Genomic DNA, 17,656 nt, shown 5'->3' with positions numbered 1-17,656 from the left:
TTAGTTTTTAATTACTTTATACGTTTTGTTAGTGGTATTCATATTTACTTTTAAAAAGTACATGCCTATACTAATCTCTGGTTTTAGTTTAATGGTATTGATACCACTGTTAATTTTATATGCTTTTTTATAAACCAACTGACCATAAGCATTAATCAATTCAACATTCATAATATCTGAATTGTCAGATTTTAACTGTATTAGTAATTCATCTTTAAACGGATTAGGATACATTTTAAGTTGTTCTAAACCATTAGCTTCTAAAACAACTGGATTGGCCACAGTCCCTAAAACATTATTCCCCTTAAACACAAAGGTCTTTTGAGTTGACTTCTGAGAATTCCCATCTCCTATAAAAAAGGTTAATTCTCTTTCTACTTCTCCGTAAATTGTTATAAAATTCAATGTTTTATCTCCAACTAATTGATTCTCGGAAACCCCTTTTAAAACACCTTCATCATCATAAACATAGAGTTTATCAAACCCTTCTGGCAACAGCACTACAGCATTCATCGTATTAGAATATTGAGCAAATTCTTTAGTTATGCCGTCTTGGTTTCCAGATGTTTTCGAAGTTGCATCCCCTTTCTTAGTATTTCCAGATTTACCGAAAATATTAGGGTACTTAAAACTCTGTCCTTTTCCTGACCTAATCATATAACCTTTACCTACTTTCAGATAATTTAGTGTACCACTCCAACCATTCAATGGGTCGTAAATAGCAAATAAATTCTGTGATTTTATGATGTCTCCATCAGACACATCAAACGTAGCTAAAGCTTCATTTACTGATACATTCTTATTTAATGGATATGGCAGCCAATTCCAGTTCTCCTGAATATTAAAACTCCAAGCACTAACATCAACACTACTCCCTTTTACTTTTAATGATTGTTGATTTGCAAACTTCATCTTGTACATAAAATTTGTAGACAAACCAGAATTAGCACTAATAGCTCCATTCCATAAACTGTTAGCTGGTGTAGCGTTATCTTTGAAATAGGTTTCTAACTGTGTTGGAGAATGACTCAATATACGATCTGATGTTTGTAAATTCATACCAGATGTTAATACATTTAGGTTAGAGAAGTTAGCGTCATTTACATTAAATGACACCCAAGTCCAACCTGCATTTAAAGCAATGTCTTGTTCTACAACATTAGTATTTTCAAATATCGCAGGATTGCTTAAAGATCCTATAACATTATTCTCCACAAAGGTTACGGAGGCATTGCCATCTAAAGTAGACTGCATTATTTGGTCTTTTGTTGCATCCCATATACTGAATGCTATTGCTTCTCCTGACACAGTATTACTGTAAACTGTTAGGAATACAAAATATTCTTGATACGATTCGTTATAAACAATATTCGCAACACCTCTAGTTTCTCCATTTACAAACGCTGCAATTCTATCGAATTCATCATCTGAGAAAACACCATCTACCTTTATACGACCAACAATATTCATACTAAAATCAAAGTCATTAGGGTCTACTTCCCATCCTGGTTCTTCGGCTAGAACTCTAACTTCTAGCTGTAGTTTTTCATCTAAACCAAAATCGGTTTGTAAATAAAGGTTTTCTATATAATCTCCTACGGATAGACTTTCATCTATGGTTGCCGTGATTGTGACTTTACTATCTGGAGCTAAACTTCCCGATGTACTACTCAAAGACAACCAGTTTGGTATTCCAGAAATATTATAGGGTTGTACTAAACCTCCTTTATTTATAATAGTAATTTCGAATGATGGCGATTCATTTCCTTCTTTAACAATATCAACCATATCATTAAAGCCATCAACAAACCAACTCATTTCGTTTTTCTGAACAAACGCTGTCCATGTAATTGGTGATTGCTGTTGGTTATTTGAAGCATCAAACATACGATGTACTGTGATATCTAATATCTGGCCTTCCAAAGCTGCCCAGTCAGAAATAACAGGCTCTAATATCATATCATCTTCGTTAATAATATGATTTACCTGAAATTTAATAAGCTTACGCTCTGGCTTAATAGCTGGACCATCATCTGAATAATTCACAGCCCCAGAACTTAACACGGCATTAGATGGAATGACACTTTGATTGCTATAAGCATGATAATAACGTGGTCCATTTGCAGTAGCTGGATCTGGTGCATTCATACGAGCGTATAATAATAGCCCGATACTTTCTACATCCATTTCGTTAAAACGGTCTCTAGATATTTGGTCTACATTACGCAAGGTATTCCACAAACGGAATTCATCAATTTCACCTGTAAATACTCGGTCTATAGTTTCGACACCTGCTTGGTCTTTAAACCCTCGGGCACCAATCCATGCTTGGTTTCCAGAAAAACCACCAATATCTATTATTGGGTTAGACGATACTTGTTGAGCATCTACATAAGTTCTTAAAGAACCATTTCGGTTAAATAACAAGGTGATATGATGCCAATTATTATCAGCCACACTTTCAGCTGTTAATACATATTCATTTTCTTCACTCGTAAAATACAAGGCTCCTGAACTATTCATATTAATGGCCCATTTGTTGGCAAAACCATTAGACTGTACGGGATCTGTTCCTGTTGGTGTACCATCACCTTTCCCGAGTCCGTTTGAAAATATAGTCGCTTCTTGTGGGGAGTCTGTTTTTATCCAAAAGGATATCGTAGCGTCCATAGTATTCGTTAATTGAACAAAACCTACATTATCTAATTCTAAATATTGTCCATTAGCAAACTCATAAGAATTACCATTAGGTTTAATATCCCAATCTGCGGTTATTGCAGCGTGTTTAAATCGTGCCAAGTCGTTTGCTATGTTACCTTGTCCTTCATTCATTGGCCAATAACCCACTAAATTTGCTTCGCTTCCTAATATCTTGCTATAGATATTAGCATAAGCTTCACTTAAACTTATAGATTTTGTCCATAATCGCAGGTCATGTATGTTTCCTATAAAGGTGTTTCCGCCAATTACTAGTGGGTTATTGTTTGTAAATTGCGTATTTGCTATTCCGGTTGCTCCACCAATGTCACGATCATCTTCATAAATACTAAGACTACCTGATGCATTATTGTGTGTAATTGTATAATGGTGAAATAGTCCATCAGTAACTATGGTTCCATTAGCCGTAATGTCTCCTAGGGTAGCATAAATGTCTCCATTTTCTAAACGAATATTTAGTCCGTTTTGCTGACTAATTACTGTAGCTGTTGATGCAGTTGTGGCATTGTTCATCCAGAACTCCACAGTCAAATCGCCTGATACTAATCTTGGACTTTCTATGGTCGCCGTATTATTTGCACCGTCAAAACGTAAAGACACACTATGGTCTATTGGTAACTGATTAGTTTCTCCTTTAATTTCAATGGTACTTACGGCACTGTTGTAAAAAATATTTTCATTAAAACTCACACGTAAATCTTCTCCTGGACCTAAAATCCCATCGGTTGGCAATGGAGTGCCGAATTGTTGTGGTGATTTTAAATCTACGTTACCTGAAATAACATCTGCTATAAATTCTGTACCATTAACACAGGTACTTCGTGCTCTAATCTCGTATTTACCATCTTGTAATTGCAAACCTGCGATATCAAATGGAAATATTACTTCTGCATCTGTTATTAATGAAATTTCTGTTTCACTATTCGCTAGTGCATCATCATAAAAAACTTGAGTATTGTAATATGTATGTAATCGCGTCCAATTTGGAGCAGTGGATAAACGGTATTCTAAATCTATCTTTTCAAAATTATCAAATGCTTGATTGTATTCTGATAAGTTAATCGTTAATGGACTTGTTGAATTACTAACATTATACACCCAATTATCTAATGGTGCTTTAACAGCTACCTGAGAACACGATGGCACAAAATGTGCAGAAATCAAGACATCATCAAAAACATTTACCGGATCGCATTGCGATTGTAAAATAACACGAATATCTTCGTAATCATTAACATCGGATACTGATTTCCCAAGAGTTAAGGTATACTCCACAGTTTGACCATATGGTACAAAAACCACAGTTCCATTCTGGCTTACATTTATTAATGCATTATTCGGGTTTGTTAAGTTATCTACAATAAGTTCAAAATAATTAAAGCTAGCGTCATCACTTGTAGCATCTGCATTATTTGAGAGTAGTAATTTAAACTCTGCGTTGTTACTTTCCGGGATATTAAAAATTTCAGCAACCTCAACAAGAATTTTAGGGTCTTCTGCTCTTTCTGTGGCATTACTTAATGTTTCTCTATCTCCCTGAGCCAACTCTATAACTGGGTTGTTAGGATTAAAAGTACTATGATTATAATAATGTGATAACTCAGCGCCTTCATAAGGACAAGATGTTCTACCTCCTACCGTTGTAAATATAGGACCGCTACCATCAAATAAATTGATAATATCTACACTTAATACATTAGCTGGGTCATTGTCTTTTAACGTATAACTAATAGTGCTGGTCTTTGTATCTTCTTCTGTTAATGATGCACTAAATGCCTGACTTGCAAATCCTGTTGTTGTAGATTCTATTCCCAATTTATTGACACTAAAGCCTAATTGTAATTGTAAACTTTCTTCTATGTTAATATCAAACTCTAAAGTTGATGTATTAACAACTACTGATTCTATGCTTCTGGACACTTCACCAACACCGGAATCAAATGTGATATTATCTTGCGATTTTGATGTTATTAAAGCTTTTTGTTCATCCGCTAATTTTAATTTCTCTTGTAATAAACTTTCATAAGGCCCACCTACTTGCGCATTATTTATTTCATCTTCAAGATCACTAGTATAAGATCCAATAGCACTTAGGGCTGTTTGTCCAATAAAAGTAGGATCATTTAGCGCTGTATATTTACTACGTTCATTATTTAATATGATTCTGCGCCATAAATCAATTTGATTTTCATACCAAGATTGAGGTTTTGCATTTTCAACCGTACCTCCATTTGATAAAGTTTCTACAATAGCTTCGTATTCTGGAATTAAATCGGTAATAATGAATTTTTGAGAATACACAAAGAACGTATTTGTTGGCTTTTCACCCAGATAAAAGGCTTTTTGTTTATTTAAATACACTTTATCACCATTACCATTGGTTAATTCAAAATTATCACCAGGGTCACCTACCTGATCTAAAGTTGCTTGAAAATCATCAAAACTACCTTTAGAATAATTTTTAGAATTTCCTATATATAAATCACCTTCTGCTCCTACAAATTCTGGGTCATCACTGGTTGATATGGTTTGGTTGAATGTATAGGTTTTGGTAATACTATTGCCATCTTTAGAAGAGGATTCTACTGAAATATTTCCTGTTAAACTATTGGTAACTTCAGTTTTAACAACAAGTCCAGCTCCTGGAGGTCCTGCCACAATGGATACTTCACCTCCCAACATTAATTTCACACTTTGAGAAATGCCTACTCCACTTGAAAAACTATTGTCTGTAGTAAAACTAATGCTTTCTCCAGCTTCTATAGATGCGAAACTATTTGACCCTGGTGGGTCTCTTAAAATAATATCTGGAATCTCTGGTGCTTCTGATAGTATGGATTGACTTCCATCTCTTGCACCGCCTAAAATAATCCCATCACTAATATAATTTTCAGCAGAATATGGTTCCCCTTCAATAACATATTGAATATCAATATTACGTGTAAAAGGTGTGTTTGTATTAGGTACTCCACCAATAAATGAATAATTGGTAATACTATTATCATTAGCATCATTTTCAATAACTTCTGATTCTGGTATTGCTAAATTATTTGTAATACTTAACTGCCCATCTACAATAGGAACTATATCTTCAACGCCACTTATATCCATATCAAAATTTTCATAACGCTCAAAGGTTTTTAAAACTATTTGGTAAGTAGAAAACTGTTGATAAATAAGAACATCATCATTTGATCCATCTGGATGCTTAAACCCTTCTGTACTTATAGTTTGGTCAACACCATTACTGTCTTTTAAAACAAGTTCACTTTCAGAGGTTTGGTCAGTAACTCGTAAAACTGGTGTAGACCTATAAATAAAACTTTTCTCAAAATGATAGGGTACACCTTCGAGCACCGTATCATCAGGATATTTAAACTCTGGAGTTAAAAGTGGTGGAATGCTTGCAAAGTTAACAGCTTCTTTAGTTCCTGAATCAATAATACTTGTATTGATAGCAGCATTACTAGCAATCTGTAAACCAGTACCTCCAACAATCTCATAATTAAGCGGCATCAATTTTACACGATACTCCCCTGACTCACTATTAGTTTGAAAATTAAATTTTGTATAGGGCGTTACATTGGCTCCAACTGGTGCATAATCAAAAGTCATATTCGCTACACCAATATTATTTTTAGAACTTACATCTAAGTTTTCTATAACTGGTAGGCTATTTTCAACTTTAATAAATGGTGTACTAAAAAACCCATTATCACCAAAACCTATTGGTTTTTGGGCTTCTACCGAGCCACCAACAACACGACCTACAGCTGTAACACGTGTTTCATCAATAAACACCACTTGTTCCTGGGCATCTTCAAAGAACTCTTGAAAGGTGCCTGTTTCTGCCGGAAATCTACCCTCATAAGTAAATTCATGTCCGGTTTTAGCAACACGAATAAAGTGATTACCAATAGGCACACTAATATCAAAATTACCTTCGCTATCCGATTCTATAGGGACATTATTTTCATCTAAAACTATGTTGCCATCTATATAAATGTTGGCTCCAGCTACCGGAATACGTGCATAACGTTCTAAGCGGTCATTAGTCGTATCGGTATCGTTTAAATCATTTAACCAATATTCTCCTTTATTATAAAAATTACCGTTTTGCTCATACTGGTTATACGTTTCATCTAAAATACTAGTGCCTCCACTTACATACTCATCCCCATCACTAAGACCACTCAAAACACCTCCGTTTACATCAACAAAAGAAGGGAACACACCTCTGGTATCATATAATATTTTGCCTTTAAAAATAAAGGATGAGGTATCTGTAAAATCTATTTTATTGACCACTTCGGAGCCTTCACCTAAAAACACCAATTGCTGATTAGGCTCAAATTTATGTTGTCCAAAACTAGGCGTAATTTTAAATGATTCGCCTGTTCCTGTATAAGGAATCGCATTGATTTCATAATTACCATTAACATCTGTAACTCCCAGAATACCTAATTGACTGGACGATGGAATATTTCCTGCACCAGACACAAAAGAGATATCGTTACTTATACCCTGGATGTTTAAACTACCGTGATTTTTGTTGTAATTGAATCCATTTCTTGAGGCATCATAAGCATAGCCTCCTGCATTTTCGTTAGCACTTAAATACACGACCAAATCTGGGGCGTTTCCGCTTATGTATCGCTTATAATCTGTACGAATATCTGAAGCGTCTTCTATACTTTTCCAAACACGTATTTCGTCAATTAATGCGGTTTTTCCTCCGCCTATAAATACATTGTTCCAATCGGCACTTCCTACATTAAACCTTGTTGTTACTGTTAGAACCGTTATTTCTAAATACGGTGAGGTATCTTCATCATCTACTTTAGCTCTGGCAGCATGTGCTGCATCCCTATAAGCCGCAGTCATAGGGCGCCCATTTATAAACAATAAAGGCTCTTTATTATCTTCTAACTGGGCAGTAATATGTACAAAATTGTTGTTGAAATCTGATACTGGTATCATGATATCATCACCACGAGCATCCACATCTCCAGATGGGTAAACGTTTTGAATAATATGTAGATTACCTCCAATATTAACTTCTAAAGTTTTAGAGGTTTCTTTTAAATTAACGGTAACATCAATATTATTACCATTTTTCTCGTTGAGTCTAAACAATCTTATAGCATTTCCACTATCATCAACATAAGGCTCATCTGGACGTACCCACGCTTGCAACGTAGTTTGTGTTGCAATAGGTTTGTTCAGATTTAATATTTCTAACTGATTAGACCCCGGAATAATTAAACCACTGCCGTAACTTACAACGCTGCCATCAGACTCTGCTGTAATAGTAACATTCTGCACCGGGTTGCCCCCTTTATAACTTACGTTACCTGTTACTATGGCTGTTGGGTTTCTAAACCCTATGCCTGTGATGAAGTTCGTATATAACTCTTCGGTTTGGCTTACACCTTTTGCCAATACTTTATATTCATACAGTACGCCACCATCTACATATTTATCTTCGTATTGGGTATCATTGGGTGATGCACTGCCTATAAATTGAAATGGCGTTATACTTCCTAATTCTCTACGTGATATTTCTATGGTTGTAATTAAATTAAAGTTATTTCTTAGCTCCCATTGCAACAACACTTTATCGCCGAAATAGCCTTTAGACACATCAAAAGATTCCTCTGCAAATGTTCCAAAAATGTATAATATGTCCCATGGAAAACGGGCATCGGTGTTATTGGCAACATTACTGGTTCCCAAATAAGGTACACCAACTTGAATGGTATAACCATTGTTTTGTGCGGCCTGCGATGTGGTAACAATTTTGGCACCATCATCCTGTTGCGCCCAGAGCCCTGAAATTAGGAACCCAAAACACAGGCTTAGTATTTTTTTTCTCATCATCCTATGTTTTTATAGTTTAATGATGTAGTTAACCCCGTAGTTTACAGGCCTAGTTTCAGTACCTCCAGGATTATTAATAGCAGTACCACCACTGTTACCAGTATTACCTGTAATATTATGCGTATGGTTTCCAGCAAAATCAGAATTATTTGCTACTGTTGGTAAGACATTAGAAATAAATCCTATCCTAACATTTGTATAGTACGCTGGATCAGGTTTAGGAACACTTATCGTAGACTCCGTCTTTAAGTGTCTATGAGAACCAGCTGCAGAAGTTTGCAAGCCACCAGAAGCATGATTATGTCTTTTATAATCATCATCTTGTGTTCCATTAAGAAGAGTTACAGTATCTGTCATGTCATTTGTCCCAGCTCCTCTTAAAAACATACCACCTAAATTTGGTGCATTGTTACCAATCATGCTAATTAGTTTAGTAGCTGTAGCTGGTAAAGTTTGTCCGTTACACAAAACCCATCCCTCAGGCACATCAGAACTCGCTCCTACAAAAGGCATAATGGCCCCTGTTGGCACCCCATTATTGGCAGCAATAGCATAAGGCACATGTTTTAATTTTTCTTCTGAAATAATCTGCGTCCCTTCACTTATTTTTAAATACACCTGTTGGTTTGCAAATATGGGGTTGTTACTTGCCGCTGGACTTACAATATGTGAAAACACACCAAAGGCATCTGTCGTTAAACTAACAGTTTCTGGAGTACCAATAACTACTTTTGTATTACCGTTATTTGCATCTAAATAATACAACTCAAACGTTAAAGAAATAGTAACATTTGTTTTAGCTGTATTATTGCCATCTCTTGCTATACCTTGTACAGCTATATCTGCTATTTCTGCAGAGGTTTGTGCATAGTTAAACGTTGCAATAAAAAGCAATAAAAGGGTTAAAAATGTAAATTTTGTTTTCATGGTTATTATTGTTAATTCGTTATACTCTTTTTTGAGACAAGGATATACATCCAATGCTAGTGCAAGGTATAACTAGGGGTAGTCTATAACAATACGTACCACTTGCAAATACTACGTAGCCCTACGTAGCGTTTGATATGAAAGTTGCTTACCGAATTTATATGGAAAGTATAAGCTCTTTATGCTCCTGAGCCCAAGAACTTAGGGCATCCATTTCGTTTGAAAGGTCTAATTTTTGGATGATATTGGAGCGGTGTTTTTCAACAGTTCTAATAGATATACTTAATAACGCTCCTATTTCTTTAGAAGATTTCCCTTGTGCTACTAAACGAACAATGGTACGCTCTGAAGGGCTTAAGAATTTAATTTTCTCAATTTCTGGTGAAATCTGATTTTGAAGTATTTTATTGAATTCTGAGCTAAAGTATGTACCTCCTTTATAAACTTCCTGAATGCATTTATGGAGTTCGATTGATGGTTCATCTTTTAAAATATAACCTTGTATATTAAGTTTTTGTGCTTTTGAAATAAAGCCTTTTTGTTTATGAGATGTTAGGATGATAAACTTTGTGGTTTGTTGCTTATCCAAACATTTTTGAATGACTTCAAAACCTGACAACAAAGGCATTTCTATATCTAAAATGGCAATATCTGGTTGTAATGACATAATATCATCTAAAGCTTTTGCACCATTTTCTACTGAAGAAATAACATTATAATTAAACGATTTAAGTTCATCTACTAAACCTTTGAGTAACATCGGGTGGTCATCGGCAACTAAAACAGAAATTTCCATAATTATACTATTGGTATTTGAGCTAGAACTTGCGTTCCTTCTTCTTCTTTACTTTTTATTGACAGTGTACCTTTTAACATACGTATACGTTCTGCTATAGTTTTTAAACCTAAACTATGTTGTTTTACAGACGCCACATTATCAAAGCCAACGCCATTGTCCTTTATCAAAACTTCAACAGTATTATTAAGTTTTGTAATATTAACGGTTAGTGTTTTGGCCTTGGCATGTTTTAAAGCATTTGTTACCGTTTCTTGAATAAATCTATATAAATTAAGTGTTTCTGTTTCATTAAACTCGTTATCAATATCATCAATCTCTACAGAAAAAAACATATCGGTTTCTTCATCTAAATCATTTAACAATTGTCGGATACTTTCTGTTAAGCCTAATTGCTTTAATGCCGCTGGGAATAATCCTCTTGATATACTTCTCACCTCCTCCAAAGCATTATTTGTCATCGCTGATAGTTCTTCTTGCTCCAAATTCTGAGCCTTCTTTTTAATTAACGTCAGTTGCTGCCCCACACTATCATGTAAATCTTTAGATACTCTAGTTCGTTCTTTTTCTTGTGCATTTAAAAGGTCTTGAGAAAACTGTTCTTGCAATTGTTCGCGTTTTCTCGCTGTATTTCTAGAACGCCATAATAACACAATTCCAAATAATGCTAAAAGGCCTAAACTACCAAATAATAGCCATTGGTTTTTTACTTTATTTTTTTCATCTAATAATGCTATATTACTTTGTTGGGCTTGTATTTTTAAATCGCGTTTTTCGGTTTCGTAAAGCGTTTGATAATAGGTTAATGACTTTACATTTTGAACTTTAGATATAGAATCTTTTATTTTATAGTAATTAATTAAGTGTTTTTCAGAGTTTCTATTATCATTAGTATTTTGGTAAACATCCGACAAAAACTTTTCTGCGTTCATTATTTCTACATAGCCTTTATGCCCCTTTTTTAATTCTAAATGCTGTTTTCCATAATCAATAGCTTCTTTAAACTGATTTTTCCCTAAAGCCATTTGTTTTAGAACTTCGATATACATCTCTTTTTGAATACCTTCGGAATATGTGTCTGGATCATTCTTGATTTTATCAAAATACTGTTCTGCTTTTTCTATACTATCATTTTCTGCCAAAGCTATAGTTAAATCACATAAAAAGTATGGTTCATAAAAACGTCTGAACTCAGAATTGTTATGCTTTAGTGCTAACTTTAAATTTGATATTCGCTTTTCTTGATCATCAATTAATCTATAATCTGCCGCTGCGTTATAATAAAGTAATGACACTGCTGTTTCTTCTTTAAAAACATTCGATAAAGCTATGGCTTCATTACGCTCTTTTTCTGCTTCTTTATAAAATGCATTTTGACTGTATAAAATTGAAATGTCATTTTTAGCATTTATTAAGTTTAATGTATCCTTCTCGACAGCAAAGATTCTAATAGCTTCCTGAATGTGTTTTGAAGCATTAACTGCTTCTCCCATTTCCAATAAAACACCTCCAGTTTTTAGAGCTATAGTCGCCAACAACAACTGATTATCTGCTTTCGATGCCCAATCTTTAGCTAGATCATAATATTTAAAAGCTTTATCAAAATCAACCTGACCTGCATATGAATCTGCACCATAGAGATAATACTTTCCCTTGATAACATTAGATTTTACTAATTCTACAGTACTCAAAAAATCTTTAAATATTCGCAGCCCCTCTTCAGAATTTCCCATTATATTACTATGGTAATGAATAAGTTTGCTTGTATTTATTGTTGCAATATTTAAGGAATCTAACTTTAAAGCATATGTAATGGTTTCTCTAACTATAGAATCATATTTAAGTGCTTCATCAAATTCTACTAAAGTGGTTAGACTATCTAACCATTGAAGCTTCTCTGTCTTTTCCGAATTAGCTATTTTATTTTTAAGTGTTTCTAGCTTTTCCTGAGAGACATTATTTTGAGCTGTTACATAAACACAGCTTAGTAACGCAATAAAAACTACTTTTTTCATAATCAATTTAGCAAATATTAAAATAATTTTAATTTTATAAATAACTACAGTTATACTATTGGTATTACTCACAGAACTTATATTTCCCATCCTTATTAATACAGGCATATCTTCTCTAGATTAATCTTCAAAATTATCTTTTGTGATCTTATTTATTTTTTTCGGTTTTAAATTTCATGTATAAAAGATACAAAAGTAACAGAAAATAAGTCGAAAGTAATTTATCTCGATTAAGGGTTTAAAAAAGTTCTTTAGTTATGGAAAACAAATTTAATTGGAGTTTTAATATATTTTCATCTTATAGGAATTAAATCCACAGTAAAGAAAACAAATCTCGTCTTCAATATGCTCTCGAATACTCACTATTATACAGAAACACGGAACTAAATATACAAAATAAAGACACACAAAAATGTGCATACAGATGTATGCAGCTACATAGTAGTGTAAAAGAATAAGCTATTGGAGGTACCACTTTAAAAACTCATAATAATCTAATTATTAGAAAGTTGTGAGTTTTTGTTTTTTACAGATACAATATCACACAAATCAATTATAATAGAATATCATTCTCAAAAATTGTGTGTATGTGCCGTGCAGAAAATTAGTACTCGAAACGGGTGATTATTAAAAAACAGAAAATAATATTTGATGTTTATACTTTTATTAAGCTTAACTCTTTATACATAGCTTTATACAACTCATCAGGTTTTATAGGCTTATTTATTACAAAATCTATCTGGGAGCGTTCAAAATTTTCTTTTTCAAGTTCACCACACACAGCTGTAATTGCAATTATTGGAATATTCTTATTGTATTGTTTTATTAATAGTGAAGATTCAAAACCATCCATAACTGGCATCATAATATCTGTTAAAACAATATCAAATTTCTCTTCTTTTACAAAATTTACAGCCTCTAAACCATTATTCGTTACTTTACAATTTACAAAACCTTTTTTTTCTATTGTTTTTTTTATTAGCATTTGGTTAATTTTATGATCTTCAACTAAAAGAACATTAATTTTTGATGCATCAATTTTTATGTTTTCAATTTGAAATTTTTCAATAGGCGCTATTTGGTAAGTAAAAACAAATGAAAATGTTGCTCCTTCAGCTTTTTTAGATTCAACTATTATTTCACTATTATGCAATTCTACTAACAACTTCACAATAGACAACCCTAAACCAGGACCAGAACAATTAGCTGTAAAATCCATAGATTCTTTATAAAATTCGTCAAAAACTTTATCTAAACTCTCATTACTAATACCAACTCCTGTGTCTGACACATTAAATTTTATTGTTACTTCTTCTTTAGAACTCGTAATAGTTTCTGCTTGAATATAAATATGTCCATTATCTGTATATTTGTTTGAGTTATCGATTAAATTACACAATATTTGAGTTAATTTTTGTTCGTCTCCTAGAACTTTTATGTTTTCTAAACTAGAATCAATATCAATATATAATTTGTTGTTTGTTTGATTAGTAATACCTACAGAATCTACGATACCACGTATGGTATCAGACAATGCAAATGGTTTTTTATCTAACTTTAAGTTACTTTTATCTTTAGAGTTTAACATTACAGCGTTATTAATTAAACCTAATAAATTAGTAACTGAAAAATTTATAGTTTTTAAATATTTGTGATTTTTTTTATTTAGTGATTCTTTATTAAGAATTTCTGTAATTCCAGATATGGTTTGCAATGGTGTTTTAAGTTCGTGTGTAATATTAATTAAGATTGCTGTTTTACCTTCATAGCGTTTACAACTTCTTGCTTTGCTTCAAACAAATTTCTGTTTTTTTTTCTTTTAAGTATTTGATTATGAACTTGTTTTACTTTTTTTTACTTTTCTTTGATAAAATGCAAAAAACATAAATAGCACTAAATTAATAGCTATAAAACCTAAGGTTACGTATAAGGTATTTGTTTTTCGTTTTAATAATAAATTTTCTTGATCCTTTATTTTAGCTGTTTTTATAGCTAACTCTTTCTCTGTTTTTTCGTTTTCATATAATGCAACTGTACTTGCAATGGTTTTTATGTTTTTATCGTCTTGTAGGCTGTCTTTTAATGTTACGTATTTATTTAAATAATTATTTGATTCTTCATAATCGCCATTTTGCATATAGACCAATGACAGCTTTTGTATAAATTATTTTCGCTCTGTTTACTTTTATTTTCTTTAGAACCTTCTAATGCTTTTAGATAATTATTCTTAGATTTAACATAATCTTTATGTGCAAAATACACATCTCCTAATTGTTCTAAAATCTCGTTTTTTAATATTGCTAAATTATTATTGTTAGCAATTTCATATGCCTTTAAGGCGTGTTTTAAAGCATCTGTATTATTGTTTATTTTACTATAATAACGTGAAAACTCAATCTCTAATATTCCTTTAAAATGAACATTGTCTGAATTTATTAATAATGCTTTAGCTTCATTAAGATTGATTAAAGCAGATTTATAATCTTTCATTTCAGTATAAACAGAGCCCATATTCATTAATGCGCTTACTGTATTATTTATATTGTTTCCAATACTAATATCACGCATTTTCTTAAAAAATTCTATAGATTTATCATACTGTTTTAATTGTTAATATACTACTCCTAAACTTCGATAAGCACCAATTATTATATTTTGATCTTTGCCAGTAAAATATTCTAATGACTGTAATGCTACTTCTACGCTTTTTTTATAATCTGCTAAATAGTAATAGGAGGCTCCCATTTTAGAATAACAGTATCCTGTTTTATCTGGATAGGAGAGTTTATTATTCTGTATAAAGTCTATTGCTTTTTGATAATATTTAATAGACACATTATGTTCTCCATGATAATAAGCAATTTGACCTAAAATAATATTAGACTGCAAAACACCGAAATCATATTTAATATCGTTCGATATTTTTAATGCGTCCGCTAATAGTTCTTTTGCTTTAAGAAAATCTGTTTGTTGTAATGTTTCAGCTTTTTTTAATTGATTGTTAACATATAACGTATCCTTTTTTTGAGAAAAAGAAACAGAAACAATTAATAAAAATAGAATAAATATGTGTTTTTTAAACATTGTAGATTTAGATTTGGGGTCAAAAATCAAATAAAATAATTTGCTCTATTACACTTTTTTATAAACAGACTATTTCCAAAGCTACATATTTTTTTAAAATATATTACTATAAAATTAAATAAATAATCGATAAAAGTCATATTTTATCAGACTAAAAGCAAATATTTAATTAAAATAGAGGTTGTTTTTTAGATAATTTTTGTTTGAAAACAATAGTGATAAGCAGATAATTTCACAACTTAAAACTTTATTAATAATAATGAATATCAAGTAAACTAGGAGTTCTCATAAAAAAAATCCCAAAACTTAATGTTTACAGGATTTATTATTTTTAAAATATTCTCTAAGCTATATAATAATTTAATGTAGAATTACTCGTTTTTGCAAAGATTGATCTTTAATCGATAATTTTAATATATACACACCTGCAGAAAAATTATCAACGTTTGTTTCATTTATTCCAGATTGCAATTCATTAAATTCTTTTACAACTTGTCCTATTGAATTAATTAATTGAGCTTTAAAAGCTTTAATATTATTATTTAACTCAATAATTAATTTGTTTTTAGTTGGATTGGGCCAAACCCTAAATAAATCCTCAATATTTTTATTTTCAACAGAAAGCGCATCTTGAAATGTGAATTTTAAAATGGCCCCAGGATTATTCAATGTAGTAACAACATTCATACTTGATTCATCAGATGTTTTTCCAGATGAGTCTGTTATAATATATATAGCCTTCCCATCTGGAGTTACCACAATATCACGATAGCGGTTTTGTGTATAAAAAATCTGTGTTATATCATTATTTTCTACAGCAGTTCCATCAGCATTTAATTTTAACCTATACACTCTTCCTCTTTTTAAACTTGTAACTAATAAAGAGTTTTTCCATGCAGATATAACATCACTTTCGTAAATAGCTATACTTGATGGCGCTATATTTAAACGACACATCCAACCATCTGTACAAGCTGCATCTTGAGGAGTATCAGGAGTAAAAAGAGACATTAAAGGATCTTGATAATTAGATGCTACAAATGCTGTTTCATTATTAGCATCACAAATAGCACCATCTTGCAAGTTATCTTTTAAACCTGCAACATAAGGCCAACCGTAATTTTTACCCGAATTAATAATATTAACTTCATCATCAGAACTTGGACCATGTTCACTAGAATATATTATTCCGTTATTACCTAAAACAATTCCTTGTGGATTTCTATGTCCATAAGTATATATATGACTTCTCACACCATTAAATATAGGATTATCATCAGGAATACTACCATCCAAATTCAATCTTAAAACTTTACCTGGATACTTAGACCAATCATTCAGATCAATCTCTTGTTGTGTAGGTAAAAACTGAGCTAAATTAGACCCACAGTCCTTTTCTCCCTGATCTCCTATTGTATAATAAAGCTTATCATCTGATCCTAAAATCAATCTCCCTGAATTATGGTCATTACTAGAAGGTAAATTATCAATAACAGTTACAGGCGTAGACAAAGATCCATCAGCTCCACTAATTTCAAAAGTGTATTTAACCAATTTCTGCTTTCTATTACCACCAACAAGATAAGTATAAGATAAATACACATAAGGAGTACCAGTAAGCAAACCGTCTTCTATTGCCAATCCTAACAACCCATCCTGCCCAGCAGTAGATGACACTTCCGAAATTTGAATCAATTCATCACGTACAGCTGTATCAGGATTTATTCTAACAACTTTACCTGCTTCTCTTTCTGTTACCCAAAGATAACCATCAGGTCCATAATTTAAATCCCATGATTTATCCAATAAGTTATTAGAGCCAATTTGGCTCATAACAAAAGCTTCATCTTGAGCTTCACTATTATAGCCAATTAAAAAAAATAAAAAGAAGAAAAACACTCGAAAAAGAGTAGGTAAGGTCATAAATTATGCTTGTTTAAATTTAACAACAGAGAAATATAAATTCAATAATCAAAGTTGTAATTAGTTTAATTTTAAACATTAAAACTATACCTTTAAGTTAGTTATACTATCCTGTACTTACCTGTAAATAAAATAAACCATCTTAGTATAAATTTAAAGGAAGATTATAACCTAATTGGGCGGGTTTTTAAGAAAAATAAAAACCGCGCTATACGTTACTAGTTTTGTAAAACCATATATGGCAGTTTTACAAAAGCTAACCACTACTATCGCTCCCGCAGTAATCAGCTAGAGTTAGTATTAACTCAAGAGT

Annotated in this window: 9 protein-coding genes; all 9 read right to left on the bottom strand. The window is 32.1% G+C overall.

Annotated features, from left to right (window positions below):
- Entirely contained in the window at nucleotides 1-8,598 is an 8,598-nt protein-coding gene (locus ACH5TX_RS01820) for a LamG-like jellyroll fold domain-containing protein (RefSeq protein ID WP_439337850.1), read from the bottom strand.
- A 9-nt stretch (nucleotides 8,599-8,607) separates the two neighbouring features.
- Entirely contained in the window at nucleotides 8,608-9,525 is a 918-nt protein-coding gene (locus ACH5TX_RS01815; protein WP_439337849.1) for a tail fiber protein, read from the bottom strand.
- A 157-nt stretch (nucleotides 9,526-9,682) separates the two neighbouring features.
- A complete protein-coding gene (locus tag ACH5TX_RS01810) occupies nucleotides 9,683-10,321 on the bottom strand; it encodes a response regulator (RefSeq protein ID WP_439337848.1) in 639 nt (212 codons plus the stop codon).
- A 2-nt stretch (nucleotides 10,322-10,323) separates the two neighbouring features.
- Nucleotides 10,324-12,336 carry a tetratricopeptide repeat-containing sensor histidine kinase gene (locus ACH5TX_RS01805; RefSeq protein ID WP_439337847.1) on the bottom strand — a complete coding sequence of 671 codons (2,013 nt, stop codon included), beginning with the start codon at nucleotides 12,334-12,336 and terminating at the stop codon, nucleotides 10,324-10,326.
- 655 nt (nucleotides 12,337-12,991) lie between these two features.
- Nucleotides 12,992-14,074: a hybrid sensor histidine kinase/response regulator gene (locus ACH5TX_RS01800; protein ID WP_439337898.1), complete on the bottom strand. Its 1,083-nt coding sequence runs from the start codon at nucleotides 14,072-14,074 to the stop codon at nucleotides 12,992-12,994.
- Nucleotides 14,075-14,167: 93 nt separating this feature from the next.
- Complete coding sequence (locus ACH5TX_RS01795; RefSeq protein WP_439337846.1) at nucleotides 14,168-14,473, bottom strand: hypothetical protein; 306 nt, start codon at nucleotides 14,471-14,473, stop codon at nucleotides 14,168-14,170.
- Nucleotides 14,434-14,904, bottom strand: a complete 471-nt coding sequence (locus ACH5TX_RS01790; protein WP_439337845.1) for a tetratricopeptide repeat protein — start codon at nucleotides 14,902-14,904, stop codon at nucleotides 14,434-14,436. Before ACH5TX_RS01790 ends, ACH5TX_RS01795 begins: the two co-directional genes overlap by 40 nt.
- A gap of 42 nt (nucleotides 14,905-14,946) precedes the next feature.
- Nucleotides 14,947-15,420: a hypothetical protein gene (locus ACH5TX_RS01785; RefSeq protein WP_439337844.1), complete on the bottom strand. Its 474-nt coding sequence runs from the start codon at nucleotides 15,418-15,420 to the stop codon at nucleotides 14,947-14,949.
- A gap of 360 nt (nucleotides 15,421-15,780) precedes the next feature.
- The gene (locus tag ACH5TX_RS01780) at nucleotides 15,781-17,343 is read right to left on the bottom strand and encodes a PQQ-dependent sugar dehydrogenase (RefSeq protein WP_439337843.1); all 1,563 of its coding nucleotides are present in this window, start codon (nucleotides 17,341-17,343) and stop codon (nucleotides 15,781-15,783) included.
- Nucleotides 17,344-17,656 lie beyond the last annotated feature (313 nt).

This window comes from Thalassobellus citreus, assembly GCF_044385915.1.
In the GTDB taxonomy this organism is placed as follows: Bacteria; Bacteroidota; Bacteroidia; order Flavobacteriales; family Flavobacteriaceae; genus Thalassobellus; species Thalassobellus citreus.
Note: the sequence above shows the minus strand (reverse complement) of the source record. Positions and strands in the feature narration are given on the sequence as shown.